The sequence below is a fragment of the Kitasatospora sp. NPDC057965 genome, assembly GCF_042887135.1.
In the GTDB taxonomy this organism is placed as follows: Bacteria; Actinomycetota; Actinomycetes; order Streptomycetales; family Streptomycetaceae; genus Kitasatospora.
In genome coordinates this window covers 70,497-96,312 of the sequence record NZ_JBHVPZ010000015.1, presented here as the reverse complement: position 1 = coordinate 96,312, position 25,816 = coordinate 70,497, and the positions used below count along the sequence as shown (strand labels likewise).

Here is a 25,816-nt window from a genome sequence, read left to right as displayed (position 1 = left end):
CGGGGGTCAGGGGGTCAGGGGTGGGGTGGGCGGTCGTCGAGGAGGGCTTGGCCGAGGGGGGTGAGGGCGTGGCGGACGCCGGGGCCGGTGCGTTCGGTGGTGAGCAGGCCGGCGGCGCGCAGGACGCCGGCGTGGTGGCTGGCGGTGGCGGCGGAGGTCCCGGTGCGGCGGGCGAGTTCGGCGGTACCCGCCGGGTCGGCCGCCGCTCGCAGGATGCGGGCGCGGGTCGCGCCGAGCAGGGCGACCAGTGCGCCTGCCGGCTCCTCCGCGGCGGCGGCCCAGACGGTCCGGTAGGTGGCGAGGTCACGGGCCAGCGGGTAGTGCAGCACCATCGGGTGCTCCGGGCCGCGGTTGTCGGTCATGGCCAGCGGCTCCGGCCAGAAGAAGGTGGGCACGAGCAGGATGCCGCTCCCCCGCAGCCGGATGTCGGCGTCCAGCGGGCAGGGCACCGTCAACACCGGTGACGTCCAACGGATTTCGGGGTGCAGCGAGCCGAGCAGGCCGTCCAGCCCGGCGTCCACCGCGGCCAGCGCCCGCAGCGTGCGCTCGGTGTGGGCGGCGGCCAGCAGCTGCGACCAGTACGGGGCGACCGCGAAGGCGTGGTAGTCGCGCAGCCTGCGGTCCACCACGGCGCGCCACTCCCGGGAACCGCCGTGCAGCTCCCGCACCCAGCGGGGCGTCCTCGGCCGCAGGTACTCCAGGACCGTCAGGTCCGCCGCCCACCGCCGGCGCGACAGCGACCAGGTGTGGTCCAGGCTGTCCGGCAGGCTGTCGGTGGCGACGTGCAGGAACGCCTCCGGCGCCTCCGCCGCCCCGGCGGGCGTCGCCAGCTCGAACAGCGGCCCCAGGTGGGGGCGCAGGCGTTCGCGGGTCCGGCTGCGCCACCCCTCCAGCGCCACTCCTCCCACGTCGCGGGTCTGGACCAGCGACAGGCTCAGGACCGTCTCGGCGAGCGGATCGGGTGCCCGCGCGATCCGGACCCTGGTCAGGTCGTCGTGGGTGAAGTGGATACGCAGCAATCCGGTCCCTTCCGTCGGCCTCCCGGCGGAGTTCGGCGACGTCCCGGCCACGTCCCCCACCGATCCCTGCGGCCCCGGGCGGCCGTGGGCCCACCGTAGCCGCGACGGTCGGGCGCGCAGGGCGCATTGCGCGGCTCTGACCGGTTCGTGGCGCCGCCCGGACATTGCCCCGTCCGAATTCGATGCGGCTCGAACGGTCTTGGGACGAAGAGTGGCGGTTTGCGGGACGGCCGGATGCCGTCAGACGTGCGCGCCCGGGGCGGCGGTGGAGCCGGCCTGGACGCCCAGGGTGCGTTCGGCCTTGGCGACGGCGGCGCGGTAGTAGAGCGAGGCGAGTCGGGCGTCACCGGAGTCGCGCTGGAAGAAGCCGAAGGCGAGGGCGACGCCGCCGAGGCGTTCGATGCCGAGGAAGCCGTTGAGCCGGACGCCGGCGAAGGTGCCGTCGAGGCGGACGGCCGGGGCCTCCTTGCGGTCGCCGAGGGTGAGCGGGGTGACGGTGAAGGTCACGGCCTCGCCGGTGCTGTCGGTGAAGGTGAGGCTCCGGCAGTCCGCGAACGCGGCGGTCGCGGCGGCGAAGTCGGCGTTCAGGCGCTCGGGTTCCTCGGCGGTGAGCGACTCGGTGACCATCGGGTTGCCGTCGGGGCCGTCGAACTCGACCTCCTGGTGGGGTGCCCGGGACGGGCTGTGGGCTCCGGTGCTGTTCAGCAGGGCGCGCAGCGCGTCGCAGCCGGTCACCGGGGAGGCGCCGGCGCCGGGTTCGGGCTCGGCCTCCGGCGCGGGCGAGGAACCGGGGTCGGGAGTGGATCCGGGGTCGGCGGGGACCTCGGTGAAGTCGGGGCCCAGCTCGGTGGCGGTCAGCAGGGCGGACCTGAGCTGGTCGTCGGTGGGCGGCCCGGTGGCGGCGCGGACGGTCGTCACGGGCGCGGCCGGTACCGATCCGGCGGCGAGCTGGGCGGTGCCGAGGGTCAGCACGGTGGTGACGGCCGCGGCGGTGAGGGCGAGGAGAGGCCTCGGGAGAGACATGCGGCCCCCGATCGATGAGGTCGGACAGGGACAGGCGTCCAGTGTCCCACCGGCCACCGGGCCCCGCCCGTCCGGCCGGCATCGCCGCAGGTCAGACCCTGTCCTCGGGGGCCGGCGGAAGGGTGGCGACGGTCTCCGCGAGCCACTGCACCCAGAAGGTCTCCAGGCCGATCCCGGCGCGCAGCACGGCGTGCTGGAGCGGATCGCCGTCGCGCCGCTCCCCCGCCGGGAAGTCGCGCCGCTCGATCTCCTCGTAGTGGGCCAACCGCTCCCGGTGCAGGGCGAGATGACGGCGCAGCTCGGCGTCCAGACCGGCCGTGCCGACCACGGCGGCGGCGCGCAGCCGCAGCAGCAGCGGGTCGCGGACCGGCCGGGGGTCGTCGGCGGCGGCCGTCCACCGCTCCAGTTCGGCGCGGCCGGCGGGCAGCACCTTGTACTCCTTCTTCTGCCCGCGCACCGGCCCGGCCTGCGGGAGGGCCCGGATCAGGCCGGAGGACTCCAGTCGGCCGAGTTCGCGGTAGATCTGCTGGTGGGTGGCGGACCAGAAGAAGCCGATCGACTTGTCGAACCGCCGGGTCAGCTCCAGACCGGAGGACGGCTTCTCCAGCAGGGCGGTGAGGATGGCGTGCGGCAGCGACATGGCACCGATCCTAGGGGTGCCGATCTTGGGGATGCCGGTCCCGGGCGCCGCTGCCGCACGCGGGGGCGGGCTCAGAGCGCGGCGGCGAGTTCGGTGCCCTGCTTGATGGCGCGCTTGGCGTCGAGTTCCGCCGCCTCGTCGGCGCCGCCGATCAGGTGCGGGGTGACGCCCAGGGCCCGCAGTGCGGCGTCCAGGTCGCGGCGCGGCTCCTGGCCGGTGCAGAGCACCACGGTGTCGACGGGCAGCAGCTGCGGCTCGCCGTCCAGGGTGAGGTGCAGGCCGGCGTCGTCGATCCGCCGGTAGTCCGCGCCGGCGACCATGGTGACGCCGCGGTGCTTCAGCTCGGTGCGGTGGATCCAGCCGGTGGTCTTGCCGAGCCCGGCGCCGACCTTGCCGGTCCTGCGCTGCAGCAGGTGGACGCGGCGCGGCGACGCGGGGCGCTCGGGGCGGGCGAGGCCGCCGCGCTCGCGGTAGTCCGCGTCGATGCCCCAGTGGCGGCGGTGCACGGCCGCATCGAGGCTCGGCGCGTCGCCCGCGTCGGTGAGGTACTCGGCGACGTCGAAGCCGATGCCGCCCGCACCGAGGATCGCCACCCGCTCGCCGACGGCGGCGCCGTCGCGGAGCACGTCGAGGTAGCCGAGCACGCTGGGGTGGTCGACTCCGGGCAGGTCGGCGGGGTCGGGGGTGCGCGGGGTGACGCCGGTGGCGAGCACCACCTCGTCGAAGCCCTCGGCGGCGAGCGGGCCCGCCTCCACCCGTGCGCCGAGCCGCAGGTCCACGCCGAGGGCGTCGAGCCGGTGGCGGTAGTAGCGCAGGGTCTCGGCGAACTCCTCCTTGCCGGGGACGCGGCGGGCGATGTCGAGCTGGCCGCCGATGGTGTCGGCCGCGTCGAACAGGGTGACCCGGTGGCCGCGCTCGGCGGCGGTGACGGCGCAGGCGAGTCCGGCCGGTCCGGCGCCGACGACGCCGATCCGCCGGGCGAGCCGGGTGGGGGCGAGCACGAGTTCGGTCTCGTGGCAGGCGCGCGGGTTGACCAGGCAGGAGGTGATCCGGCCGCTGAAGGTGTGGTCGAGGCAGGCCTGGTTGCAGCCGATGCAGGTGTTGACGGCCTCCGGGCGGCCCTCGGCGGCCTTGGCGACGAAGTCGGGGTCGGCGAGCAGCGGGCGGGCGAGCGAGACCAGGTCGGCGTAGCCGTCGGCGAGCAGTCGCTCGGCCAGCTCGGGGGTGTTGATGCGGTTGGTGGTGACCAGCGGGACGGAGACCGAGCCCATCACCCGCTTGGTCACCCAGGCGTAGGCGCCGCGCGGCACCGAGGTGGCGATGGTGGGGATGCGGGCCTCGTGCCAGCCGACGCCGGTGTTGATGACGGTGGCGCCGGCCTGCTCGACGGCCTTGGCGAGGCGGATCACCTCGTCGAGGGTGGAGCCGCCGGGGACGAGGTCGAGCATGGAGAGCCGGTAGATCAGGATGAAGTCGGGGCCGACCCGCTCGCGGACCCGGCGGACGATCTCGACCGGGAAGCGCATCCGGTTCTCGTACGGGCCGCCCCACTCGTCCTCGCGGTGGTTGGTGGCGGCGGCGGTGAACTCGTTGATCAGATAGCCCTCGGAGCCCATGATCTCGACGCCGTCGTAGCCGGCGCGCCGGGCGAGCTCGGCGCAGCGGGCGAAGTCGTCCACGGTCCGCTCGACCTCGTCCGCGGTGAGGGCGCGCGGCGGGAACGGACTGATCGGCGCCTGGAGGGCGCTGGGGGCGACCAGGCCGGGGTGGTAGGCGTAGCGGCCGAAGTGCAGGATCTGCAGGGCGATCCGGCCGCCGGCGGCGTGCACGGCGTCGGTGACGATGCGGTGCTCGTCGGCCTCCTCCTCGGTGGTGAGCTTGGCGCCGCCGTCCCAGGGGCGGCCGGCCTCGTTGGGGGCGATGCCGCCGGTGACGATGAGACCGACGCCGCCGCGGGCGCGTTCGGCGTAGAAGGCGGCCATCCGGTGGAAGCCGCCGGGCGTCTCCTCCAGGCCGACGTGCATGGAGCCCATGATCACCCGGTTGGGGAGGGTGGTGAAGCCGAGGTCGAGCGGCCGCAGCAGGTGGGGGTAGGGCGGCGGGGTGCTGGCGGTCGTCGTCATCGGGGCGTCTCCTGGGGCGGACGGGGGGCAGCGGCCCCGGGGTGGTTACCACACGGTAGGGGACGCGGATCCGTCTATGCAACCAGTTGCATAAGTGACCCCGGGGACACCGACGGGCCCCGCCCCGGGGCTTTCGCTGACGGATCATCAGTTCACGCCGTATCGTCGGAGGGGCGACGGACGGGGTCGGCGGGACTCCGGCGAGGAGGGGGGACGGCCGTGCGGGGTGGATCGGTGGCGGTGGTCGGTGGCAGCATCGCGGGATGCGCGCTCGCGCGGGCGGCGGCCCGCGGCGGCGCCGAGCGGGTCACCGTCCTGGAGCGCAGCCCGGGACACCTGGAGGACCGCGGGGTGGGCCTGTGCATCCTGCTGGACCGCTACGAGGAACTCGTCCGGGCCGGCCACATCGACGACGGCATCCGCCACCACCCCGTCACCGCCCGGCACTGGGTGGCCAGGGACGCCGAGGGCTCGCCGCGCGGGCGGGCGCTGTGGGTGCAGCCGATGGCCATGCACTCCTACCACTGGGGCGTGCTCTGGCAGGGCCTGCGCGAACGCACCCCGGAGAGCGTCGAGTTCCGCCCCGGCGCGGCCGTCACCGCGGTCGGCGGTTCCGACGGCGCCGGCCCCGCCTGGGTGGAGACGGCCGCCGGCGGGCGCGAGGAGCACGACCTGGTGGTCGGCGCCGACGGCCACCGCTCGGTGGTGCGCACCGCCGTCTGCCCCGAGGCCCGCTCGGAGTACGCCGGGTACGTCGCCTGGCGCGGCAGCTTCGACGCCCGGCTGCTCGACACCCTCCCGGGCGGCGCGGCCCGCTGGCCGGAGCAGGAGGTGATCACCGTCTGCTACCCCGGCGGCCAGGTCGTCCTCTACCGCATCCCGGGGCTGGACCCCGGCTCCACCCTGGTGAACTGGGTCTTCTACGCCCCCGCGCCCGCCTGGCTGCGGCGCGCCGCCGAGGACTCCGACCCGCTCGGCTTCCCGGTCGGTGCGCTCGACACCGCCCGCCACGACGAACTGGCCGGACTCGCCGAGCGCGTCCTTCCGCCGTACTGGGCGGGCGTCGTCAACCTGACCCCGGTCGCGCGGATCCTGCTCCAGCCGATCCACGACCTGGAGACCCCGCGGCGCACCGCCGGCCGGCTGCTGCTCGCCGGCGACGCCGCGACGCTGGTGCGCCCGCACACCACCAGCGGCGCGGCCAAGGCGCTCCAGGACGCCTGCGCCTTCGAGGACGCCTGGCGGGCGGCCGACGACTGGGCCGAGCTGCTGCCCGGCTACGACCGCGAACGCGGCGCGGCCGGGCGGGCGTTGGTGGAGCTCAGCCGCCGGCTCGGGCGGGCGCAGGTCAGCGAGGCGCCGGACTGGTCGGCGATCGACGAGCCGGGCATGGTCGCCTGGTGGAGCCGACAGCTGGGCGCCACCGGCGGGTTCGGCGGCCTGGCGCTGGGACGGTAGGCCACGACGCACGGCAGGCCACAACGCCGCGAACCACCGTTCGGCCACCGGGCGTTGACCCGCTCAGTCGACCGCCCGGTGGCCCGTCGTCCCCCCGTCGGGTCAGACGTTCACGCCGTAGTCGGTGGCGATGCCGCGCAGGCCGGAGGCGTACCCCTGGCCGATCGCGCGGAACTTCCACTCGGCGCCGTTGCGGTAGAGCTCGCCGAAGACCATCGCGGTCTCGGTGGAGGCGTCCTCGGTGAGGTCGTAGCGGGCGATCTCCTGCCCGTTGGCCTGGTTGACGATCCGGATGAACGCGTTGCGCACCTGGCCGAAGTTCTGGAACCGGGCGTCCGCGTCGTAGATCGACACCGGGAAGACCACCTTGGCCACCTGCGCCGGGACGGCGTCCAGGTCGACCTTGATCTGCTCGTCGTCGCCGTCGCCGCCACCGGTCAGGTTGTCGCCGCTGTGCTCGACCGAACCCTCGGGGCTGCGCAGGTTGTTGAAGAAGACGAAGTGCTGGTCCGAGACCACCTTGCCGTGCGCGTTGCAGAGCAGCGCGCTGGCGTCCAGGTCGTAGTCGGCGCCGGTGGTGGTGCGCACGTCCCATCCGAGCCCGACGATGACCGCCGTCAGCCCCGGCGCCTCCTTGGTCAGCGAGACGTTGCCGCCCTTGGCCAGCGAAACTCCCACGATTGCCCTCCTCGGTCGCTCTCCCTGCCAACGAATCTACAGCACTGTAGAGATCACGAGCATCCGTCACCCGACAACTGCCGGGACACGTGTTCCGGCAGCAGGCACGCCCGCCGCGCCAGCAGTTCGACGAACGCCGCCGTCAACGCGTCCGGCCTGGTCCGGGTGTACGCCACCAGCGGCCGCCGCACCGGCGGTTCGGGCCGGCGGACCAGCCCGTCGAAACCGGCCGGCACGATGTTCGCCGGCACCAGCGCGGGCCCCAGTCCGGCCGCCGCGAGCAGCGGCGCCGCCGCCGTCTGCTCGGTGCGCACCGCCGCGCGGGGGCGGAAGCCGGCCTCCGCGCAGGCCGCGTCCAGCAGGTCCGCCAGACCGTTGCCGGGGGCGTAGTGCACCCAGTCGCGCCCGGCCAGCCCGGCCAGCGGGACGCGGCCGCCGCCCGCCTCGTCGCCCTCCGGAAGGACCAGCACGAACTCCTCCACCCCCAGCTCGCGGATCGGCCCCTCCCAGTCCGCCGGCGGCGTCCCCACCGCCACGTCCGCCTGCCCGGCCGCCATCGCCGCCCGCAGCTCCTCGGTGTGCGCGAACTCCCGCAGCCGGATCCGCACCTCCGGGTGCGCGGCCCGCCAGGCCCGCAGCACCGGCGGCAGGATGCCCAGGCTCACCGAGTACACCGTCGCCAACTCCAGCTCCCCGCCCGCCAGTCCGGCCGCCTGCCGGGCCGCCGCCCGCAGCCGCTCGGCGTCCGCCAGCGCCGCCCGCGCATGCGGCAGCACCGCCCGCCCCATCGGCGTCAGCCGCACGGCCCGCGGCAACCGCTCCAGCAGCCGCCCGCCCACCGCCTTCTCCAGCGCCCGCACCTGGTGCGACAGCGCCGGCTGGGTGACGTGCAGAAGCTCGGCGGCACGGGTGAAGGAGCCGGTGTCGACGACGGTCACCAGGTACTCGAACTGCCGGAGGGTAGCCATGCACACAGTTTATGGCTGACGCAAAGAACAAGCCTTGGACGCATCGCCCCAGGTCGGCGCAGCCTTGTCGGCATGACCGCCAACACCTTCCCGGTACCCCTCCCGCTCTCCCTCCCGCTCCCGCTCGCCTCGCGCCGCGTCGTCGTGGTCGGCGCCGGCTCCCACACCGGCCGCGCCCTCGCCCACGCCGCCTCCGCCGCCGGAGCCGAGCTGGTCCTCGCCGGCCCCGACCCGCGCAAGCTGGAGTGGACGGCCGGCGAACTGTCCGGCCCCGCGAAGGTCGTGCCCGTCGACCTCACCGACGAGGCGTCCATCGCCGCCCTCGCCGCCGCCACCGGCCGCTTCGACCACCTGGTCTCCACCGCCGCGATCCCCGCCAACGGCCCGCTCGCCGAGCTCGAACTCGCCGACATCCACCGCGCGTTCGCCGCCAAGGTCTACGGCCCGCTGCTGCTCGCCAAGCACCTCGCCCCGAACGCCGCCACCGACACCCCCGACGGTGCCTCCTTCACCTTCTTCTCCGGCGTCGCCGCCTGGCGCCCCGCCCCCGCCCGCACCGTGATGGCCACCACCAACGGCGCCCTCGCCTTCCTCGTCCAGGCCCTCGCCGTCGAGATCGCCCCCGTCCGCGTCAACGCCGTCTCCCCCGGCATCGTCGACACCGGCGCTTGGGACCGGCTGGGCGCCGACAAGGCCGCCTTCCTCCACTCCACCGCCGCCCGCAACCCCGCCGGCCGCACCGGCACCACCGAGGACCTCACCCGCGCCGTGCACTTCGCCATGACCAGCCCCTTCGTCACCGGCACCGTCCTGCACGTCGACGGCGGCGGACGTCTCGTCTGAGCGGCTCGACGAGCCGGAAGCAGCCGGAAGACAGGCAGGGCCCGCCGGATCGGCGGGCCCTGCCTGGTGGGACGGATTCTTCGGGAGGGCTTCGAGCCGTCCGAGGGCGTATGCGGAACCGACCCGGTTCAGCAGGACGGCCCGTACCCGCGCGGGATTCCGCGCGGGTACGGGCCGCTTCGCCCGGCTCCTAGCCGTGGGCGGGTCCCACTGAACTCGCCCGCCCCTGCCGGTCGCTAGTCACCGATGAACGCGACCACCGTGCCAGGTCGCCCGATGCAGCTCCGCAGGATCTCCTCCAACGCATCGAGCGGCGGGACGGATCCCAAGGGTTGCAAGGCCTTCAGCTTTCCGACTTCACTCAATGCCTTCCGTGCCCCTGCGCCGTCGAGGCAGGTGTCCCCGTACGGGTCCACCGCACCCAGCACCGGGTAGGCCGCGGGATCGAGGGCGGAGATCAGATCGGAGAGCACATGGTCCGTGTCACCGAACTCGGCGAGCAACGTGCTGCGTGACAGTTCCCAGTCCCACTGTTCGTGCGCCTTGGAATGCCACTCAACATCCACGCCCACGGTGGATTCCTCCTTCTGCGTCAGTAGGGATATGCCGTGTTCACGGTGCCGTTCGGATAGAGCACCACCTTCACCCGGGTCTGGCCTGCCGTACCCACCCTGCGTTTGAAGTCGTGGATGTGAATGTGGCCGGCCCTCCCCTGCGTGTTCGGCTGGGCAGCCGACTTCTTGATCGCCGTGCGGATCATACGCTGCACCTTCCGTGGCGACTGGGTGCGGAACTTCGACTTGTTCGTGTAGGTGACCCGTGAGACGTGGCGCGGGTAGATGTGGGTGTTGTACCGGTGCTGGGTCAGGACCGCGGTGGAGCAGTTATGGACAACCGCATCACCCTCAGCGACCTGGACGGCATAGGTGTGCCGGTTCCCGACGTTGAGGTTGAACACCATCTGATCGGGCACGTCACCGAGGTCGTCGATCTCGGTGACGACCGGGGTGCTGCCGTCCGGGGACCGCAGGAGGTCACCGGGCCGCACGTCGAGCGCGTCGACCCAGCCGCGGTCGGTCACCCACACGGGGTGTCCGGCCGTTGCCCGGAGCGGAGCGGCTTCCGAGCCGAATCCGGTGAAGATGTCGACCAGGTGCTTCGACCCGTAACCGACGATGACGTCGAGAACGGGCTCGGCTCGGGTATCCCCCGTCTCCGGGTCGGTCGCGGCTACCAGGTCCCCCGGCTCGATCTCGCTGATCGCCTCGTAGCGGCCGTCCGCCATCAGGACCGGGGTGTCCGGCGCGAAGGAGTTGGGGCATGAGCTGGGGGTACGTCGGATGGCTGTGCGAGCGGCCGCCGCCACCTTGCCCACCCGCGCGGCAGCGCGGGTCGACTTCACGGCCACTGCTGCGGCCTTGACGACGGGGCCCGCGCCCACGGTCTGCGCCACCGCGGTGACGGCCATCTCGGCGGCCTTCTCCCAGTTGCCGGTGACGGCGTAGGAGACCGAGGAGACGGCGGCCGCGACGGCGCCGATGGGGCCGGGGATGTAGGAGGCGACCTCGGCGACCTTGGCGACCACCTCGACCGTCTTCTTCAGCCACTTGGGCATGCCCCAGTTGCCGTCGAGGTCGGTGCAGTTGACGGGGTCGCCGGTGCAGTATTCGTAGGCGCCGGCGTTGCCGCCGGGCACCGGGTCGATCTGCAGGAAGCGGCCGAGGGCCGGGCTGTAGAGGCGGGCACCCATGAGGATGTCGCCGTCCTGGGCCTCGGCCGAGCGCTGCTTGCCGCCGAGCCAGCCGTAGCGGACGTTCGTCTGGCCGTCCTGCGGGATGCCGAACTCGTCGAAGTCGAGCACGACCGGCTTGGTCAGCGCGGTGTCGGTGGTGATGACGACCGAGCCGAACAGGTTGGTGAGCTGGAGCTGGACGTCACCGGTCCTGCTGGTGGTGGCGACGAGATCGCCCTCCGGGCCCGAGACGTTGCGGGTCAGGGTGCCCTGGGTGGTGTCCTCGATCGTCCAGCGGACCTTGTCACCGTCGTCGCCGTAGTGGTTCAGCTTCGACGTGGCACCGGCCCAGGAGCCGTCGGCCTGCTTCTTCGACGTGGTGAACGCGGTCAGGCGGTGGGCGGCGTCGACGGCCCACTCCTGCTTGGTGTCCCCCTTCTCCTGGGCGGCGACCCGGTCGTTCGCCCAGTAGGTGTTGGTCGCACCGCTCGCGGTCTTCACCGTGCGCCCGAAGGCGTCGTAGGAGAAGCCCGCGTCGGTGAGGCGGTCGGCGCTGTCGTAGGTGTGGTTCTCCGCCGTGGCCCCGTCCGTGCTGCATCCGTCGGCCGCCCCGCGCGGAGAGGTCGACTTGGACAGGCGGTTGGAGTGGGCGTCGAAGGCGTACTGGCGGGTGACGCAGCCGGTGGCGACCGTCGACTGCTCGGCCTTCACCAGCCGGCCGAGCCGGTCGTACTGGTAGGAACGGGTGGCGGTGGAGCTGGTGTCCTTGGCCACCTGGCCCTGGGTGGAGATGTCGGCGCTCTGCGCCCAGATGACCTTGTTGTCGGAAGTGCGGGTGTAGGTGCGGCTGGTGGCCTCGCCGACGGCGTTGGTGGTGTCCTTGCGGACGATGCCACCGGGGTAGGTCTGCTCGACCAGCTGGCCGTCCGGACCGTACTTGGCGGTGAACTCACCCGCGACGCTGTCGTTGACGGAGGTGACCAGCCCGCGCGGCTCCTTGGCGCGGTCGTAGGTGTAGGTGGTGAAACCGGTCGGGTCGGTGACCTTCACCGGCTTGCCGAACTTGTCGAACTCGCTGGTGGTGGTGCCACCGTCGGCGTCCGTGTAGGAGATCAGGCGCCCGAGCTGGTCCAGGACGCGGATCAGCGACTTGCCGCCGGCGGTCGTCTTCACGATGTCGCCGGTGGCCGGGTCGTACTCGGTGGTGACCTTCGGCAGCGGCTTGCCCTCGTCCGAGGTGATCTCGGTGGAGGTGATCCGGTCCGCGCCGTCGTAGGTGGTGACCGTCTTGCGGGACTTGCCCGCGTTGGTCTCGGTCGTCTCCTCCGGCTCGCCGAACGGCGAGTAGCGGGTGACGCGCTTCACCGGCAGCGTGGTCGGCATCCGCGTCGCGTCCGCACCGGTGATCGCACCGCCCGGCCCGGTGACACACGGCAGGCCCGCCCACTCCGGACGGTTGGCGCACAGGGCGTCGTCCGGGTTGGCGCCGGCGGTGTAGAACACCGACTTCACCGTCCCGGCGTCCGCACCGTTCGAACCCGGCTTACGGGATTCGAGAGCGCGCCCGGAGGCGTCGAACTTGACCGTCGAGGTCAGCTTCGCGCCCAGCGCGTCGGTGGTCACCGACGTCGCGGTCTTCAGCACCCAGCCCGACGTCCCGCCGATCGGCGTGTCGTAGCCGGTCCTGGTGACCCGCAGCTCGACGTCGTCGGCGTAGCCCTCGATCCGGGCACCGTCGGTCTGAGTCGTGACCAGGTGGTACGCCTGGCCGTCCGGCTTCCCCTCGTCGTAGGCGCTGGTGTTGTGGTCCCGCGCCACCACCGAGGTCCCCACCAGCAGGGTCGGGTTGACGGTGGTCTTGGTCAGCGTGACCGTGTCCAGGCCGGCGTGGTAGCGCGCGCCGGTGCTGGCCGTGTTGGTGCCGGTGACGGTGAGCTTGAGTTCGTGGTCACCACGCGTCAGGTGGACCGGCGTCCCGACCGAATACGGCGCCACGGCCGGATCGGCGGAGTACTGGTCGATCGGCTGGCCGAGGTTCTGGCCGTCGATCGCGAACTGCACGATGCCGTGGTCGTTGTACCTGGTCTGCTGGCCGGAAAGGAGGTAGTCGCCCTCCTCCGGCACGCTGACGCGCAGCGCGACGTAGCCGCCCGCGGCGGTCGCCCGCACGCTCAGGTGCGCGCCACCGGACCAGATGAGACCGCAGCAGTTGTTGTCGATCTGGACGGGCACCGTGGCGCCGAGCTGCGGCAGCTTCTCGGCCTCCGAGGTGACGGAGACCGGGGTGGTCTGGCCGTTCACCTGCTCGGCGAGCGAGGCGCGGTAGACCGGGCCGAGCGTCTCGACGACGTCCAGGCCGTCCGGGCTGTAGGTGGTGCGCGAGTCCAGGAGCCGGGCGCGGGACTTGGTGATCTCGGCCTTGCGCGCCTTCTGCTCCTCGGTCAGGTTCGCGGCGAGCAGTTCGGCCGGGATCTGGGGCAGGCCCAGTTCGGCGGTGAAGCGGTCGGCCTCCGGGTGGGTGCCGAGCGCGATGGCGCGGTTGGTTGCCTCCAGGGTGCGCACGGCGTGGCCGTAGCGGTCGTACTCGGTGGTGTCGACGTCACCGCCGGGCGTGACCGACGGGCTCGCGGTGTTGACCTCGTTGCCGGAGGCGTTGAGGTAGTGCACCGCGGCCGGCTTGTAGCCGTCCTTGCCCGGCTTGACCGCCGTGGCGGTGCTGGTGCCCGGGTCGTCCTCGGGTCCGAAGACGGCGGTGGCGTCGGTGGGCGCGTCGGTCTGCGCCCAGGTGAGCGCCTCGGCACCGGACAGGTCGTACGGACCGCCGGCGCTGCGGGTCAGCGGCACCTCGTAGACGACGGTGGTCGCGACCTCGCCGTTGAGCTGGTCCTTGCTGCCCTGCGTCAGGGCCGCGCGGCGGACCTTCAGCAGGCGCCCCGGGTCCTGGTCGGCCGCGGCCTTGCCGTAGTCGAAGTTCCACGGCAGTTCGCCCGCAGCACCGATCCTGGTGACCCGGCCGTCCGCGTCGTAGGCGTACGAGGTCTTCAGCGGCTGGGCCAGACGCGGGTCCCAGGCCTGGGCCAGACGGCCCTTGTCGTCGTACGCGTAGTGGGCGACCTCGACGGCCTCCTGCTTGGAGGTCACCGGGTTCCAGGACCAGACCTTGACGCCGCGGATGCGGTCCAGGTAGTCACCGGGCGTCGTCGCGGTCGCCGTGGTGACCTTGGCGTAGTCGTACTCCATGACCTCGCAGCCGCGCGGCAGCGGGTCGACGGAGCAGTGGTTGGCGTCGTCCACACCCGGCTCGACCGGCGGGATGACGCGCTTGACGAGCGAACGGCCGTCGGCGGTGTCGTACTGGTACCGGGTGGTCGAGGACGCCTCGGGACCGGTGTCGCTGATCACCTGGTAGATGCTGGAGCCGGCCTGACGGGCGAAGACGGTCCTCGAACCGTCGAGCTCGCTCAGCTCGTAGGTGGTGCCGGCGGTCTGCACGTCCCAGATCTGGTTCGGGCCGCGCCAGCAGGACCAGATGGTGCCGCCCTGGTAGGCGTCCAGGCACTTGGACGACTGCTGGTTGACGACCTGGCCGTCGGCCAGGACCTCCCACTTCTGGTTGGTCCCGCCGTTGCAGTCCCACAGCACGACCCGGCTGTTGTCCGCGGTCACGCCCCAGGGGTTGTCCAGGCACTTGCCGAGGATCTGGAAGCGCTGCTGGTCGTCACGGGTCCACTGCTGGTTCGCGCCGCCGGTGCACGGCGCCGACTGCAGGTTGGCGCCGTTGCCCGCGGCCCCGCCCGGGACCTCCAGGCACTGCCCGGTCGCGGACAGCACGAGCGCGCCGCTGGTGGCCGGCACGGCCTTCAGCGTCAGCGACTCGGCGCCCGGCTCCGGGAACAGGGTGCCGTCGGTGCCCTTGGCGAAGGTGATGGAAGTGTCGTCGTTGCTCTTGATCTCGACCAGGTCGGACTGCGGGAACGACAGCGAGCGGTAGTCGGAACCCGCGCCCGCGTCGGGGCCGCCCGCCCACTGCGGACCGAACGGAGCGACGATCTCCTTCAGCGACAGGTCGTCGAAGAAGACCTCCTTGTCCGCGGCGGCGAAGCCGTTGATCAGCCGGAACCAGGCCTCGGTGGCGTCCTTCGGCACGGTCATATCGACGGTCAGCTGCTGCCAGCCGTCGGTGAACGAGGCCTTCGGCGACAGCACGTCCGTGTAGCCGGTGGGCGTGCGGTGGACGCCCAGGATGCGCAGGCCGATGTCGGCGCGGTCCGGGTTCAGACCGGTCGAGCCCGGCACGTAGATCCAGCCGGTCAGCCGGTACGTCTTCCCCGGCTGCATGTTCTGCCCGAGGCTGTACCCCGGACCGATCTCCAGGTAGGAGTTCACATTGCCGTTGGGCTTGACCAGCAGCGAGTCGGTGGAGCTGTCGTGACCGCGCACGGTCGAGCGGCTGATGTCCGCCGGACCGGCGGTGAAGCCGGCCGTGTCGGTGCTCACCTGACGCTGATTGGCCGTCAGACGCTCACCCTGCGGCTGCCAGCCCCGTCCGAGGTCGCGTGAGGAGGCGGTACGGGCCACCGACATGCCGAACTCGTTGGCGTCGGTGACGTCGGTGGAGAAGTCACCGGTCAGCAGGTTGACCGAGCCCGGGCCGATGCCCGCTCCGGCCGCGCCGTCCGCGTTGCGGTCGACGGTGATGGTGTTCCAGACGGTGGCGTACCCGGCGCCGGAGCCGTCCTGCGGGAACAGCTTGGCGCGCACCTGGAGGACGCCGCCGACGTTGCCCAGGGTGTCCAGGACGTTCCAGTTGGCGTGCGGGCCGAGGTCCGCCAGCAACGGCTTGTCCTCGGTGACCGGAGTGTTGTCCGCCTTGGTCAGGTTGCTCCGGGGCACCGCGTACTCGGTGGCGCCGGGGCCGCGACGGTACTCGTAGACCACCCGCTTGAACTGCGCCTGGGCGTCCACGGACAGCTTGACGCGCTTGGCCGCCTGGGTGCCGTTCACCGGCGAGCTCAGACCGGCCTGGCCGACCTGGAAGGTGTAGACCGTCGGCGGGGAGAGGTTGCCCGCGCGGTCCTTGGCCTGCACGCTGAGCACGCGCCGGCCCTCGGTGGTCGGGGTGATCGACGTGGTCAGCGCCGCCGTGGCGTTGACGGTGACCGGGGTGCCGCCGTCCAGGGTGTAGACGTAGGCGGTCAGGTCGTCGGTACCGCCGGCCGGGGTGAAGGTGAACGAACCGGCCTGGTTCGCCGCGCCGTGCCACAGCGAGTCCGACGGGTAGTCGGCGGAAGTGACAAACGGTGCGCCCGGCTTGACCGTGTCGGCGATCAGCGTCGTGCCGGCCCAGCCGGAGCGGGCCTTGCCGTCGTCGAGCATCGCCCAGATCGAGTACTGCACGCCCTCGTCGAGCCGGGCGAGGCCGTAGTCGGACGGACGGACGGTGGCGATGGCGCCGTTCGGGGTGACCTTGGGGATGCTGCCGATGAAGGTGCCGCCGCGCCACAGGTCGAAGTAGACCGTGACCTGGTCACCGTCGACATCGGCCGCCTGCACCTGGAAACGCGGGTTGGCGTCCGAGGTGTACGCCGGGTTGCCCGGCTGCGAGGGCTGCACCTGGACGGCGGCCGGGGTCGTCGGCACCGTGTTGTAGGTGACCGAGATGTACGGCGGGTAGTCACCCTCCGCGGAGTCGAACTTCTTCCAGGAGAGGCTGCTGTTCTCGTCCGCCGCCTTCAGCAGGAAGCCGTAGTCGCGGTAGCCGAACTGCGCGAAGTACCGGATCATCCCGGTGACGTCGGCCTTCGCCCACACCGAGCCGTCGCCGGCCGTGCAGGTGTGGGTGTCGCCGCCGTCGTTGTCGTAGGTGTCGTTGGACGTCGCCCAGAGGCTCTCGCCCTGCGGCATGTTGTTCCACCGCATCCACCCGGCCGCGCCCGGCGCGTTCCAGACCTCCCACTGCTTGGCGACGCAGGAGGAGGAGTGGAAGTTGTACAGGTTGAGCTTGGCGTCGATGATCTGCTTGCCGTTGAAGTCGGCACCCGGGATCGTCAGGAACGAACGGGCCTTGGTCGACCCGTCGTAGCTGCCCAGCTTGAGGAGATCGGCCGACGAGTTGTCGGTGTTCTCGTTGTTCTGGATGTAGGTGTCGAAGGTGGTGACGACGTCGACGACCGGGTCGATGGTGACCGGGTACTGGGTCTTCGCGTCGGTCAGGAAGGCCGCGTCCGGGGTGAACACCAGCTCGGTGTCCGCGCCCTCACCGCGCACCTCCATGGTCACCGGCGCGCGGTTGAGGTGCTCCTGCGAGGCCTCGTCGAGCGCGGCGTCCCACATCACGGGGGCGGGGATCTTGACGGTCTGCTTGCCGGTGGCCTTGTCCAGCAGCTGGATCGAACCGTCCGGCTGCGGGGCGACATTGAGGCCGGTGGTGTCGAGCGGGATCGTGATCGTGCCGGTCTGGGAGACGGCGGAACGATTCTTCACGATCAGGAACTGCTCGAAGCCGGTCCGGGTCGCCTGGAGGACCAGGTCGACGCCGGGGCGGGCGTCGACGTAGGTCGCCTTCTTGCCCTCCAGCTTGGGCTTGGGCAGCTTGCCCAACCAGCCGAAGGAGATCTGCTGGTCACCGGAGCCGATCGTGACCAGCGGGCGCTCGGCCGGCTTGGTCTCGGGAGCGGCCGGAGCGGGTGGAGCAGCCGGCTGGTCGGCGGCGCCGCGGGCGGCGCTGCGCGAGGCGTGCTCGGTGGGCGCCGGGGCCGGTGTCGTGGCGGGCGTCGTAGCGGGCGTCGTGGCACCCGGCAGACTGTCGCCCACCGTCACCCCGGCGTCGCCGCCCTCGAACACCAGGCCCTCGGGGTGCGCCTTCGGCGCCACCTTGCCGTCCGGCGTCTGCACCAGCGTGGTGTCCACCGGCACCCACGCGTCGCCGACCTTCATCCGCAGCGGCCCGGTGGCCCGCTCCGAGGTCAGCGTCCCGTCCGGGTTCGCCCACAGGGTGACGAACTCCGTCCGAGCCTTCGTCACCTCGATCCGACGCCCCTGCAAGCGGGCCGCCAACAGCGCCGACGCCTCGTCGGGCGCCTCGGTGGCGGGAGCCGCCGCCGCGACCGGCGGCGTCTGCGGCGTGACCCCGCCGGACCGGTTCGACGCCAGGGCGTCGGCGACGACACCGGTCTGCACGAGCAGACCGAGCGTCAGAACCGTTGATATTCGGCGTATCCAACGCATCGAAAAGGCCCCGCCGGTGGAACCGGACGAGGCCAAAGACCGTCGTTTCATCAAGACTCTCTCGTAGATGACACCTGTTCAGTTCGTTCAGAACCTTAAGGAACCTCTCATCTTCAGCGGACATCCAGGAACCTCCCAGGATGACAATCGAGTAACGGATCGTCGACGCAGCGTTATTACGTGCCACTTTCTCAGCAATTGCGCCGACTGCACTCCTTGTACGCATCATCCCGTTTAGGACGGGCCCGGCCGGCTACGTCAGATACGGCGACTCGAACTCATCGACGTTCAATCCGGACGCCCTGACATCCCGGACGGCCTGCTCCGGCTCGGCCACAAGGCCGATGTACATGTAGAAGTCGTAGCCGATGTGCACAAAGAAGTCACCGTCACCGACGAATCTGCACCAGACGAACTCCTCCCGGAGCACCGACCTGATGAGCTCGATCGCCTGGTCGAGCGCCAGCCACTCCCCGTCCGCGACGCGCTGCCACCACGGGCTCTCGGGATGGACCTCCAGCCCGTCGACCCGCAGCCCGGTCACCCCCTGCACCGCCGCGAACCGCCGAACGGCCGCGAGATACCGCTCCTCCGTCGCCAGGTACTCCGCCTCCGTGAGCACCTCCCCACCGAAACTCAGCCCGATGTCGGAGATCGCCGTCCACGCCGGCGCCGACCCCTCCATCTCCTCCGCCGAGTACTTCACCACTCTGAACTGAAACATCCGCCCTCTCCCGTCTCCTCAGGAAACCCGCCACCCGATCGACCGATCTCCTCTGGGCCCGGACACACCTCGGCCGCGGAGAGCGCTCTCTCCGCGGCCGAGCTCTTCATGCGTCCCGGGCGGCCTTCCTGGCCGGGATCCAGATTGCTCTGCTCCCAATGGTCGGATTCGGGGCGGGTCAGCACCCGATCTTCGAACGGTCCACGGCAGCCTCGGCGGTGGCCCGGAAGGTTGCACCGGCCTCTCCCCCCGGCCTGAACGTGATCGTCAGTGTCTCCCATCCCAGTTCGGACTTCCTCGTGAAACACGTCCGCACGTCCCCCGGCCCGGCATCCCGTCCTTCTCTTCGCCAGCCCAACCCGGCGAGCTCCCCCTCGTAGAAGCCGATCAAGTCCCTTTGACTCCCGCCGTACGAATACACGCGACTGCTGGACAGCCAGGAACCCACGGAATCATCGCCAACGCACTCGGCCGCATTCGCCGACTCCTCGACCTCTTGCGATCCGCTCGGCTTCAGGGCAAGAGCATCCAGCTTGTCGAGCGCGGTCAGGCGAGCGTCCTGGCCCGAGCACTGGTCACCTCCCTCACCCAGAAGCCGTCCGGATGAGACCACAAGCCACACCACGACCGTCAGGCCGAGAACGGGCACCGCTATCGCCAAGCGAGTCGCAATCCGCATTCGTCGGGCATCCAACACGAACTCTCCCTGTCGTCCTGTTCAGCGCTGCTCGCTTCTCGCACATCCTCCGCGATCTCCTCAGGCAGTCCGTCACCCGTGTCGCCGATCCGGTACTGATCACGCTCCGGCCGCCCCTTGGCGTCCACGCGCAGGGAACTCCGCAGCGGCACTCAGAATCCGAACTGCCCGAACTTCTCGACGGCAGGGAACTCGATGTACCCGCGCCCGGGCTCCAGGAGCGCCCCCTCGGCCGACTTCACGAGCAGCCGGTCCCCGAGGACGTCCGCCGTCAACGCCCTGGCAATACCCGGAGCCGTCCACTTCCCCATGACACTCCCTTCCGCGCCCATCCTTGGAGAGAACACCGGAAGGCCGCCCCCCAGGGGGTGGCGGCCTCCAGTCGTTCGCGCCCGGTCGGCATCACGTCATGGATGCCGGAAGCGTGGCGCCATGCCTACGGCCGATCCGGCCGTCCCAGCCGGCCCCGTGGCCCGCTCCGAGGTCAGCGTCCCGTCCGGGTTCGCCCACAGGGTAACGAACTCCGTCCGAGCCTTCGTCACCTCGATCCGACGCCCCTGCAAGCGGGCCGCCAACAGCGCCGACGCCTCGTCGGGTGCCTCGGCGGTGGGGGGCGGGGCAGTGGAGGGAGTCCCAGGTGCTGCCGCGGCCGGGGCCGCCGTCAGCACGTCTGACGCGGCACCGGTCTCCACCAGGAGACCCAGCGTCAGGACGACGGATATCCGGCGCATCCAACGCGATGAAAAAGCCCCGCCCGCGAACGCGGACGAGGCTCGGGAGTGAGAAGACATCGACCCTTCCGAAATGTCGTCAAAGAAATTGAACGGCTTGTTCGGAGCTGAAGCACAACCTCTCACTCTCCGGCCGATCCCCGAGGGGAGTTCAGATGAAAATCACATAACAGATGGCACATGTCATATGGCACTGCCCGAACTTTTCCTGCCAATGTCAGCCTTTTGGCGCGATCATTACCTTTGCCGCGCTTTTACGCGCTTTGGCGGATGAGTTCTAAACTGACCATGTCTCCGCCGGATCCGCCGGGAGGTCCCCCATGCGTCAGCGGCACAGCTTCCACCTCGACCGGGGCGGCCACTCCGTCACGGTGAACGTCCGGTCCGGCTGGATCACCGAGACCGAGGTGCTGGTGGACGGCAAGGAGGTGGCCTTCCACCGGGTGCACGGTCACGGGGTGTATCCGCTCACGCTCGCCGCCCAGCTGCCCGGGCCGCTCGAGGAGCCGGCGCAGCCGCTGGCCGTGCGGCTGGAGCGGACCGGCGTGGCCGAGCGGCCGCTGCGCTGTTCGCTGGAGCTGAGCGGGGCCGTGCACCCGATGGCGGAGCGGACCGAACGCTGAGGGCTCAGCCCGTCTGCGCCACGATCTCCTCGACGGCCGCGCGCGCCCGCTCGGCGTCCGCCGGGACGAGGCCGATCCGGGTGCGCCGGTGCAGGACGTCCTCGGCGTCCAGCGCGCCCTCGTGGGTGAGTGCGTAGACGATCTCGGCGCGGCTGACGTCGATCCCCTCGGCGACCGGCGCGCCGTGGCCCGCGCCCAGCCGCTGCTCCCCCGCCACCAGCACCTCGCGCGCCGCGCCGCCGTGCCGGGCGAGCAGCGAGGCCGCGACCCCGCCCTCCGGCAGCGGGCGGCTGTCGCGGTGGTCCGGCGCGCCGACCAGCGGCAGGCGGGCCGTCCAGCAGGCGCGGGCGGGCAGGCCGCGCAGCCGGACGGCGGTGTCCACGGCGTCCTCGGCCATCCGGCGGTAGGTGGTGAGCTTGCCGCCGACCACGGTGATCACCCCGTCCGGGGACTCCAGCACGGCGTGCTGCCGGGAGAGGTCGGCGGTGGCGCCGTCGCCGGTGTCGATCAGCGGCCGCAGTCCGGCGTAGGCGCCGAGCACGTCGTCCCTGGTCAGGGCGGTCTCCAGGGCGGCGTTGACGGTGTCGAGCAGGAAGTCCAGCTCGGCCGCGGTGGGCTGCGGCTCGTCGGGGATCGGGCCGGGCGCGTCCTCGTCGGTGAGGCCGATCGCCACCCGGCCGAGCTGCTGCGGCAGGGCGAAGACAAAACGGCTGGTGGAGCCGGGGACGGGCACGGTGAGCGCGGCGGTGGGCCGGCCGAGCGCGGCCGCGTCGACCAGCAGGTGGGTGCCCCGGCTGGGGCGCAGCCGGATGGACGGGTCCACCTCGCCCGCCCACACACCGGTCGCGTTGACGACGGCACGGGCGTCGAGGTGGAACGATTCGCCGGTCAGGGTGTCGGTGAGCCGGGCGCCCGTGCCGGTCACCTGCTCGGCGCGCACCCGGGTCAGCACGGACACCCCGTACTGCGCCGCCGTCCGGGCCAGCGCCACCACCAGCCGTGCGTCGTCGACGAGTTGGCCGTCGTGCGCGACCAGCGCGCCGGACAGCCCGGCACCGCGCAGGCCCGGCACCAGGGCGCGGGCCCGTCCGGCGTCGACCTTGCGCACCCGCGGCAGCAGCCGGCCCGGGGTGCCTGCGCTCAGCCGCAGCGCGTCGCCCGCGTGGAAGCCCGCTCGGACCAGGGCGGCCTGCCCCGGCTTCAGCAACCCGTCGAGCAGCGGGACGAGTTGGGGCAGCGGCCGGATCAGGTGCGGGGCGGTGCGGGTCATCAGGACGCCGCGCTCGACGGCGCTCTCCCGGGCCACGCCGATCCGCCCGGAGGCGAGGTAGCGCAGACCGCCGTGGACGAGCTTGGAGCTCCACCGGCTGGTGCCGAACGCGAGGTCGCGCGCCTCGACCAGGGCCACGCACAGCCCGCGCGCGGCCGCGTCCAGGGCGACGCCCGCGCCGGTCACGCCGCCGCCGATCACCAGCAGGTCGATGGCCGGCCCGGCGGCGAGCGCGTCGAGGTCCAGCTGCCGGCGGCGGCCGGTGAGTCGGGTGGTCCCGGCGAAGGGCCCGGCGGTGGTGGTCATCTGCGGCCTCCGTGGCGGTCGGTCTGCTGACGGTCGGGACTTCTGGCGGTCGGGGCTTCTGGCGGTCGGTCCGCCGGCGGTCTGCCGGCGCCCGGTCCGCCGGCGGTCGAGGGGCTACGGCGCGAGGTAGCCGTCGAGGGCGCGGGCGAGTTCGCGCCGCCAGGCCGCCTCCGACAGCAGCGGGGCCACCATCCGGTGCGACTGGACGGTGGACTGGGCGATCAGCAGCACCATCGCGGCGAGTTCGACCGGCTCGCCGGCCCGGATCGAGCCGTGCCGCTGGCCCTGGGCGATGCCGGCCCGCAGCGCCTCCAGCAGCCCGCGCTGGCTGGCGCCCAGACGGTCGACCACGTACTCGAAGAGCGTGTCGGAGTCGGCGGAGCGCAGCAGCGCGCCGAGCACCGGGTGGTCGCGCAGCCGGACGGCCACCTCGACGACCCCGTCGACAAACGCGGCCCGGTCGGTGCCGCTGAGCCGGACGGCGTCCCGGGTGGCCGCGATCTCCCGGGTGAGCAGCGCGCCGATCACCGCCCGCACGTCCGGCCAGCGCCGGTAGACGGTCGGCCGGCTCACCCCGGCGCGGCGTGCGATCTCGGCCAACTGGGTGCGGCCCACGCCGAATTGGACGATCAGGTCGGCGGCGGCGTCGAGGATCACGTCGTCGGTGCCGCGCTCGCGATGGTGCTCGTTACTACTTGACATGATGTGTAAAACTGTAACGCATGACCCCCGAGAAGCAAGCGGCGCCGGCCGGTGCGGCCGCCCTGCCGCTCCCCCCGATGAAGTGGGACGCCTGGGGCGACCCGGCCCTCGCCAAGGAGCTGTCCGCCGACGTCAAGAGCCTGCTCGCGGCCGCCCTCGGCGTGACCGGCGACGCCGCCCCCGGGCCCGACGCCTCGGAGGTCGTGCTGCGGCCCTCCGCCCTCACCCCCGACGACCTCGCGGCGCTCGCCGCCGCCGTCGGCGAGGCCCACCTCAGCACCGCCGACGCCGACCGCCTCCCCCGGGCCGGCGGCAAGTCCACCCCCGACCTGCTGCGCCGCCGCTCCCGCGAGCCGCAGGACGCACCCGACGCCGTCGTGCTGCCCGGCGACGAGGACGAGATCGCCGCGCTGCTCGCCGTCTGCGCCGAACGCCGCATCGCCGTCGTGCCGTTCGGCGGCGGGACGAGCGTCGTCGGCGGGCTCGACCCGGAGCGCGGCGCCTTCGCCGCCGTCGTCTCGCTCGACCTGCGCCGCCTCGACCAGCTGCTCGACCTCGACGAGACCTCCGGCGAGGCCCTGCTGGGCGCCGGCCTCACCGGCCCGGCCGCCGAGGCCCTGCTCGCCGAGCGCGGCTTCGAGCTCGGCCACTACCCGCAGAGCTTCCGCTACGCCACCATCGGCGGTTTCGCGGCCACCCGCTCCTCCGGGCAGAACTCGGCCGGCCACGGGCGGTTCGACGAGATGGTGCGCGGCCTGCGCGTCGTCACCCCCGCGGGCGTGCTGGACCTCGGCCGCGCCCCGGCCTCCGCCGCCGGCCCCGACCTGCGCGAGCTCTTCCTCGGCTCGGAGGGCACCCTCGGCGTGATCACCGCCGTGCGGGTGCGGGTGCACGCCCTGCCCGCCGTCAAGGCGTACGAGGCCTGGTCGTTCCCCGACTTCACCACCGGCACCGCCGCGCTGCGCGCCGTCGAGCAGCAGGGCACCGGAGCGACCGTGATCCGGCTCTCCGACGAGGCCGAGACCATGGTCAACCTCGCCATGACCGAGAAGATCGGCGGCGAGCCCGCGGTGAGCGGCTGCCTGGCCGTCACCGTCTTCGAGGGCACCGCCGAGCAGGTCGCCGCCCGCCACCAGCTCACCCGCGCCGCCCTGCTCGCCGCCGGCGGCAGCTCACTGGGCGAGGCGCCCGCCCGGGCCTGGGAGCACGGCCGGTTCAACGCCCCGTACCTGCGCGACGCGCTGCTCGACGCGGGGGCGCTGTGCGAGACGCTGGAGACCGCCACCACCTGGCAGCAGCTGGCGGGGCTGCGGTTCGCCGTCACCGCCGCGCTGACCGAGGCCCTGCCCGGCTCGCTGGTGCTGTGCCACATCTCGCACGTTTACCCGACCGGCGCCTCCCTCTACTTCACCGTGGTCGCCGCACTCGGTGAGCAGCCGCTGGAGCGCTGGGCCGCCGCCAAGCAAGCCGCCGGCGACGCGATCGTCCGCTCCGGCGGCACCATCACCCACCACCACGCCGTCGGCACCGACCACCGCCCCTGGATGGCCGCCGAGGTCGGCGACCTGGGCGTGCGCATCCTGCGCGCCGTCAAGGCCGAGCTCGACCCGACCGGCATCCTCAACCCCGGCAAGCTGATCCCATGACCGACCGGAGAACCATCGCCCGCGTCGTTCTCCTCACCAACCCCGCGGCGGCCGCCGGCCACGCCGAACCGGCGGCCCGCCGCGCCACCGCCCGCCTGCGCGCCCACGGCATCACCGTGGACGCCCGGGCGGGCGCCTCCGCCGCCGACTCCCTGGCCCTCGCCCGGGCCGCCGCCGCCTCGGAGGACTGCGACGCGCTGGTCGTGGTCGGCGGCGACGGCATGATCAACCTCGGCCTCCAGGCCGTCGCCGGCACCGCCACCCCCCTCGGCGTCGTACCTGCCGGCACCGGCAACGACCACGCCCGCGCCCACGGCCTGCCCCGCGACGCCCCCGAGGCCGCCGCCGACGTCATCGCCGCCGGCCGCACCCGCACCGTCGACCTCGGCCGGATCACCGCCGCCGACGGCACCACCCGCTGGTTCGGCTCCGTACTCGCGAGCGGCTTCGACTCTCTGGTCAGCGACCGCACCAACCGGCTGCGCTGGCCGCGCGGCCGGATGCGCTACCACCTCGCCATCGCCGTCGAGTTCGCCAACCTGCGCCCCCTGCCGTTCCGGATCACCCTCGCCGACGGCACCGAGATCCGCCGTGACCTGACCCTCGCCGCCGTCGGCAATACCAGCAGCTACGGCGGCGGCATGCTCGTCTGCCCCGACGCGGACCCCGCCGACGGCCTGCTCGACGTCACCCTCGTCGACGCCATGCCGCGCCACCGCGTCGCCCGCTTCTTCCCGACCCTGCTGAAGGGCACCCACATCCACCACCCGGAGGTGACCACCTACCGCACCCCGTCGCTGCGCCTCGACTCCCCGGGCATCACCTCCTACGCCGACGGCGAGTTCATGGCCCACCTGCCGATCGAGGTCACCGCCGCCCCGGCGGCGCTCCACCTCCTCGGTCCGCTCCCCTGAGCACAGCCCGCTGGAACGGGGGCGGCGGGGCGTAGCCGTGGTCGAGGATGTAGTGGATCACCAGGGTCGGCGCCGCGAAACCGCCGCCCCCGGCCCCTGCGACGTGGATCTCGGCGCTGCCGAGCAGCGTCGATCCGGAGGCGGCGTGCGGGTTCTCCACCGTCAGGTAGAACCCGCCGCAGAACGGGCACGTGTGCACGCCGCGCGTGACGTTCACCGGGTCGGCGGCCGGCCGGAGCAAGGCGTCCACCAGCCCGGCGGGAACGCCGCCGCGCCGGTACGGGTGGGAGTCGTCCAGCCAGCCGATGTTCACCAGCTCGGGCCACAGGTCGTCGTACACGTAGGGCGAACCGTCTGGGTAGTACGGCACGACCGCCTCCGGGGCGTCACGGGATCACGGAACGGTCCACCGTACCCCCGGGGGGTGGGGGCGCGGAGCGGCCGGGATCAGTAGACTGGCCGCCCTCAACTCCGTCCATCACCAGGCCTTAT

19 protein-coding genes are annotated in these 25,816 nt (G+C 72.5%); 5 read left to right on the top strand and 14 right to left on the bottom strand.

Going from position 1 to position 25,816, the window contains the following annotated elements; translation table 11 throughout:
* Nucleotides 1–14: 14 nt before the first annotated feature.
* The 4 genes from ACFVVU_RS20615 to ACFVVU_RS20600 all read right to left on the bottom strand — a co-directional run bounded on the left by ACFVVU_RS20615 (nucleotide 15) and on the right by ACFVVU_RS20600 (nucleotide 4,805).
* A complete protein-coding gene (locus ACFVVU_RS20615) occupies nucleotides 15–1,019 on the bottom strand; it encodes a winged helix-turn-helix domain-containing protein (RefSeq protein WP_380685085.1) in 1,005 nt (334 codons plus the stop codon).
* Between the two features lie 240 nt (nucleotides 1,020–1,259).
* Entirely contained in the window at nucleotides 1,260–2,042 is a 783-nt protein-coding gene (locus ACFVVU_RS20610; RefSeq protein WP_387791368.1) for a hypothetical protein, read from the bottom strand.
* A gap of 91 nt (nucleotides 2,043–2,133) precedes the next feature.
* Nucleotides 2,134–2,682 carry a PadR family transcriptional regulator gene (locus ACFVVU_RS20605; RefSeq protein WP_387791367.1) on the bottom strand — a complete coding sequence of 183 codons (549 nt, stop codon included), beginning with the start codon at nucleotides 2,680–2,682 and terminating at the stop codon, nucleotides 2,134–2,136.
* Nucleotides 2,683–2,753: 71 nt separating this feature from the next.
* Nucleotides 2,754–4,805 carry an FAD-dependent oxidoreductase gene (locus tag ACFVVU_RS20600; protein ID WP_387791365.1) on the bottom strand — a complete coding sequence of 684 codons (2,052 nt, stop codon included), beginning with the start codon at nucleotides 4,803–4,805 and terminating at the stop codon, nucleotides 2,754–2,756.
* 219 nt (nucleotides 4,806–5,024) lie between these two features.
* Between ACFVVU_RS20600 and ACFVVU_RS20595 the strand changes: the two genes are divergently transcribed.
* Nucleotides 5,025–6,263 (top strand): monooxygenase, encoded by a 1,239-nt coding sequence (locus ACFVVU_RS20595; RefSeq protein WP_387791363.1) that lies wholly within the window; start codon nucleotides 5,025–5,027, stop codon nucleotides 6,261–6,263.
* A 102-nt stretch (nucleotides 6,264–6,365) separates the two neighbouring features.
* On the opposite strand, the gene ACFVVU_RS20590 is transcribed toward ACFVVU_RS20595, so the two are convergent.
* Nucleotides 6,366–6,941: a TerD family protein gene (locus ACFVVU_RS20590; protein ID WP_355366530.1), complete on the bottom strand. Its 576-nt coding sequence runs from the start codon at nucleotides 6,939–6,941 to the stop codon at nucleotides 6,366–6,368.
* A 53-nt stretch (nucleotides 6,942–6,994) separates the two neighbouring features.
* On the bottom strand, nucleotides 6,995–7,909 hold the full coding sequence (locus tag ACFVVU_RS20585; RefSeq protein ID WP_380685079.1) for a LysR substrate-binding domain-containing protein: 915 nt from the start codon (nucleotides 7,907–7,909) through the stop codon (nucleotides 6,995–6,997).
* 72 nt (nucleotides 7,910–7,981) lie between these two features.
* On the opposite strand from ACFVVU_RS20585, the gene ACFVVU_RS20580 reads away from it, so the two are divergent.
* Entirely contained in the window at nucleotides 7,982–8,752 is a 771-nt protein-coding gene (locus ACFVVU_RS20580) for an SDR family oxidoreductase (RefSeq protein WP_387791361.1), read from the top strand.
* Nucleotides 8,753–8,988: 236 nt separating this feature from the next.
* On the opposite strand, the gene ACFVVU_RS20575 is transcribed toward ACFVVU_RS20580, so the two are convergent.
* The 5 genes from ACFVVU_RS20575 to ACFVVU_RS20555 form a co-directional block, all read right to left on the bottom strand.
* The gene (locus tag ACFVVU_RS20575) at nucleotides 8,989–9,324 is read right to left on the bottom strand and encodes a hypothetical protein (protein WP_387791359.1); all 336 of its coding nucleotides are present in this window, start codon (nucleotides 9,322–9,324) and stop codon (nucleotides 8,989–8,991) included.
* Nucleotides 9,325–9,344: 20 nt separating this feature from the next.
* The gene (locus ACFVVU_RS20570; protein ID WP_387791358.1) at nucleotides 9,345–17,711 is read right to left on the bottom strand and encodes a ricin-type beta-trefoil lectin domain protein; all 8,367 of its coding nucleotides are present in this window, start codon (nucleotides 17,709–17,711) and stop codon (nucleotides 9,345–9,347) included.
* Between the two features lie 253 nt (nucleotides 17,712–17,964).
* A complete protein-coding gene (locus ACFVVU_RS20565) occupies nucleotides 17,965–18,435 on the bottom strand; it encodes a hypothetical protein (protein WP_380684197.1) in 471 nt (156 codons plus the stop codon).
* A 178-nt stretch (nucleotides 18,436–18,613) separates the two neighbouring features.
* Nucleotides 18,614–19,132 (bottom strand): hypothetical protein, encoded by a 519-nt coding sequence (locus ACFVVU_RS20560; RefSeq protein ID WP_387791357.1) that lies wholly within the window; start codon nucleotides 19,130–19,132, stop codon nucleotides 18,614–18,616.
* 152 nt (nucleotides 19,133–19,284) lie between these two features.
* Nucleotides 19,285–19,443 carry a hypothetical protein gene (locus ACFVVU_RS20555; protein ID WP_387791356.1) on the bottom strand — a complete coding sequence of 53 codons (159 nt, stop codon included), beginning with the start codon at nucleotides 19,441–19,443 and terminating at the stop codon, nucleotides 19,285–19,287.
* A 740-nt stretch (nucleotides 19,444–20,183) separates the two neighbouring features.
* On the opposite strand from ACFVVU_RS20555, the gene ACFVVU_RS20550 reads away from it, so the two are divergent.
* Nucleotides 20,184–20,486 carry a hypothetical protein gene (locus tag ACFVVU_RS20550; RefSeq protein ID WP_380684200.1) on the top strand — a complete coding sequence of 101 codons (303 nt, stop codon included), beginning with the start codon at nucleotides 20,184–20,186 and terminating at the stop codon, nucleotides 20,484–20,486.
* A 4-nt stretch (nucleotides 20,487–20,490) separates the two neighbouring features.
* Here ACFVVU_RS20550 and ACFVVU_RS20545 read toward each other — a convergent pair whose 3' ends face one another.
* Nucleotides 20,491–22,062 carry a glycerol-3-phosphate dehydrogenase/oxidase gene (locus ACFVVU_RS20545; protein ID WP_387791355.1) on the bottom strand — a complete coding sequence of 524 codons (1,572 nt, stop codon included), beginning with the start codon at nucleotides 22,060–22,062 and terminating at the stop codon, nucleotides 20,491–20,493.
* A gap of 114 nt (nucleotides 22,063–22,176) precedes the next feature.
* Nucleotides 22,177–22,764 carry a TetR/AcrR family transcriptional regulator gene (locus tag ACFVVU_RS20540; protein ID WP_380684202.1) on the bottom strand — a complete coding sequence of 196 codons (588 nt, stop codon included), beginning with the start codon at nucleotides 22,762–22,764 and terminating at the stop codon, nucleotides 22,177–22,179.
* A 20-nt stretch (nucleotides 22,765–22,784) separates the two neighbouring features.
* Between ACFVVU_RS20540 and ACFVVU_RS20535 the strand changes: the two genes are divergently transcribed.
* Nucleotides 22,785–24,410 carry an FAD-binding oxidoreductase gene (locus ACFVVU_RS20535; RefSeq protein ID WP_387791354.1) on the top strand — a complete coding sequence of 542 codons (1,626 nt, stop codon included), beginning with the start codon at nucleotides 22,785–22,787 and terminating at the stop codon, nucleotides 24,408–24,410.
* Complete coding sequence (locus ACFVVU_RS20530; protein WP_387791352.1) at nucleotides 24,407–25,324, top strand: diacylglycerol kinase; 918 nt, start codon at nucleotides 24,407–24,409, stop codon at nucleotides 25,322–25,324. Before ACFVVU_RS20535 ends, ACFVVU_RS20530 begins: the two co-directional genes overlap by 4 nt.
* Here ACFVVU_RS20530 and ACFVVU_RS20525 read toward each other — a convergent pair.
* On the bottom strand, nucleotides 25,278–25,694 hold the full coding sequence (locus ACFVVU_RS20525) for a hypothetical protein (RefSeq protein ID WP_387791350.1): 417 nt from the start codon (nucleotides 25,692–25,694) through the stop codon (nucleotides 25,278–25,280). The two genes, ACFVVU_RS20530 and ACFVVU_RS20525, sit on opposite strands and share 47 nt — an antisense overlap.
* Nucleotides 25,695–25,816: the final 122 nt, after the last annotated feature.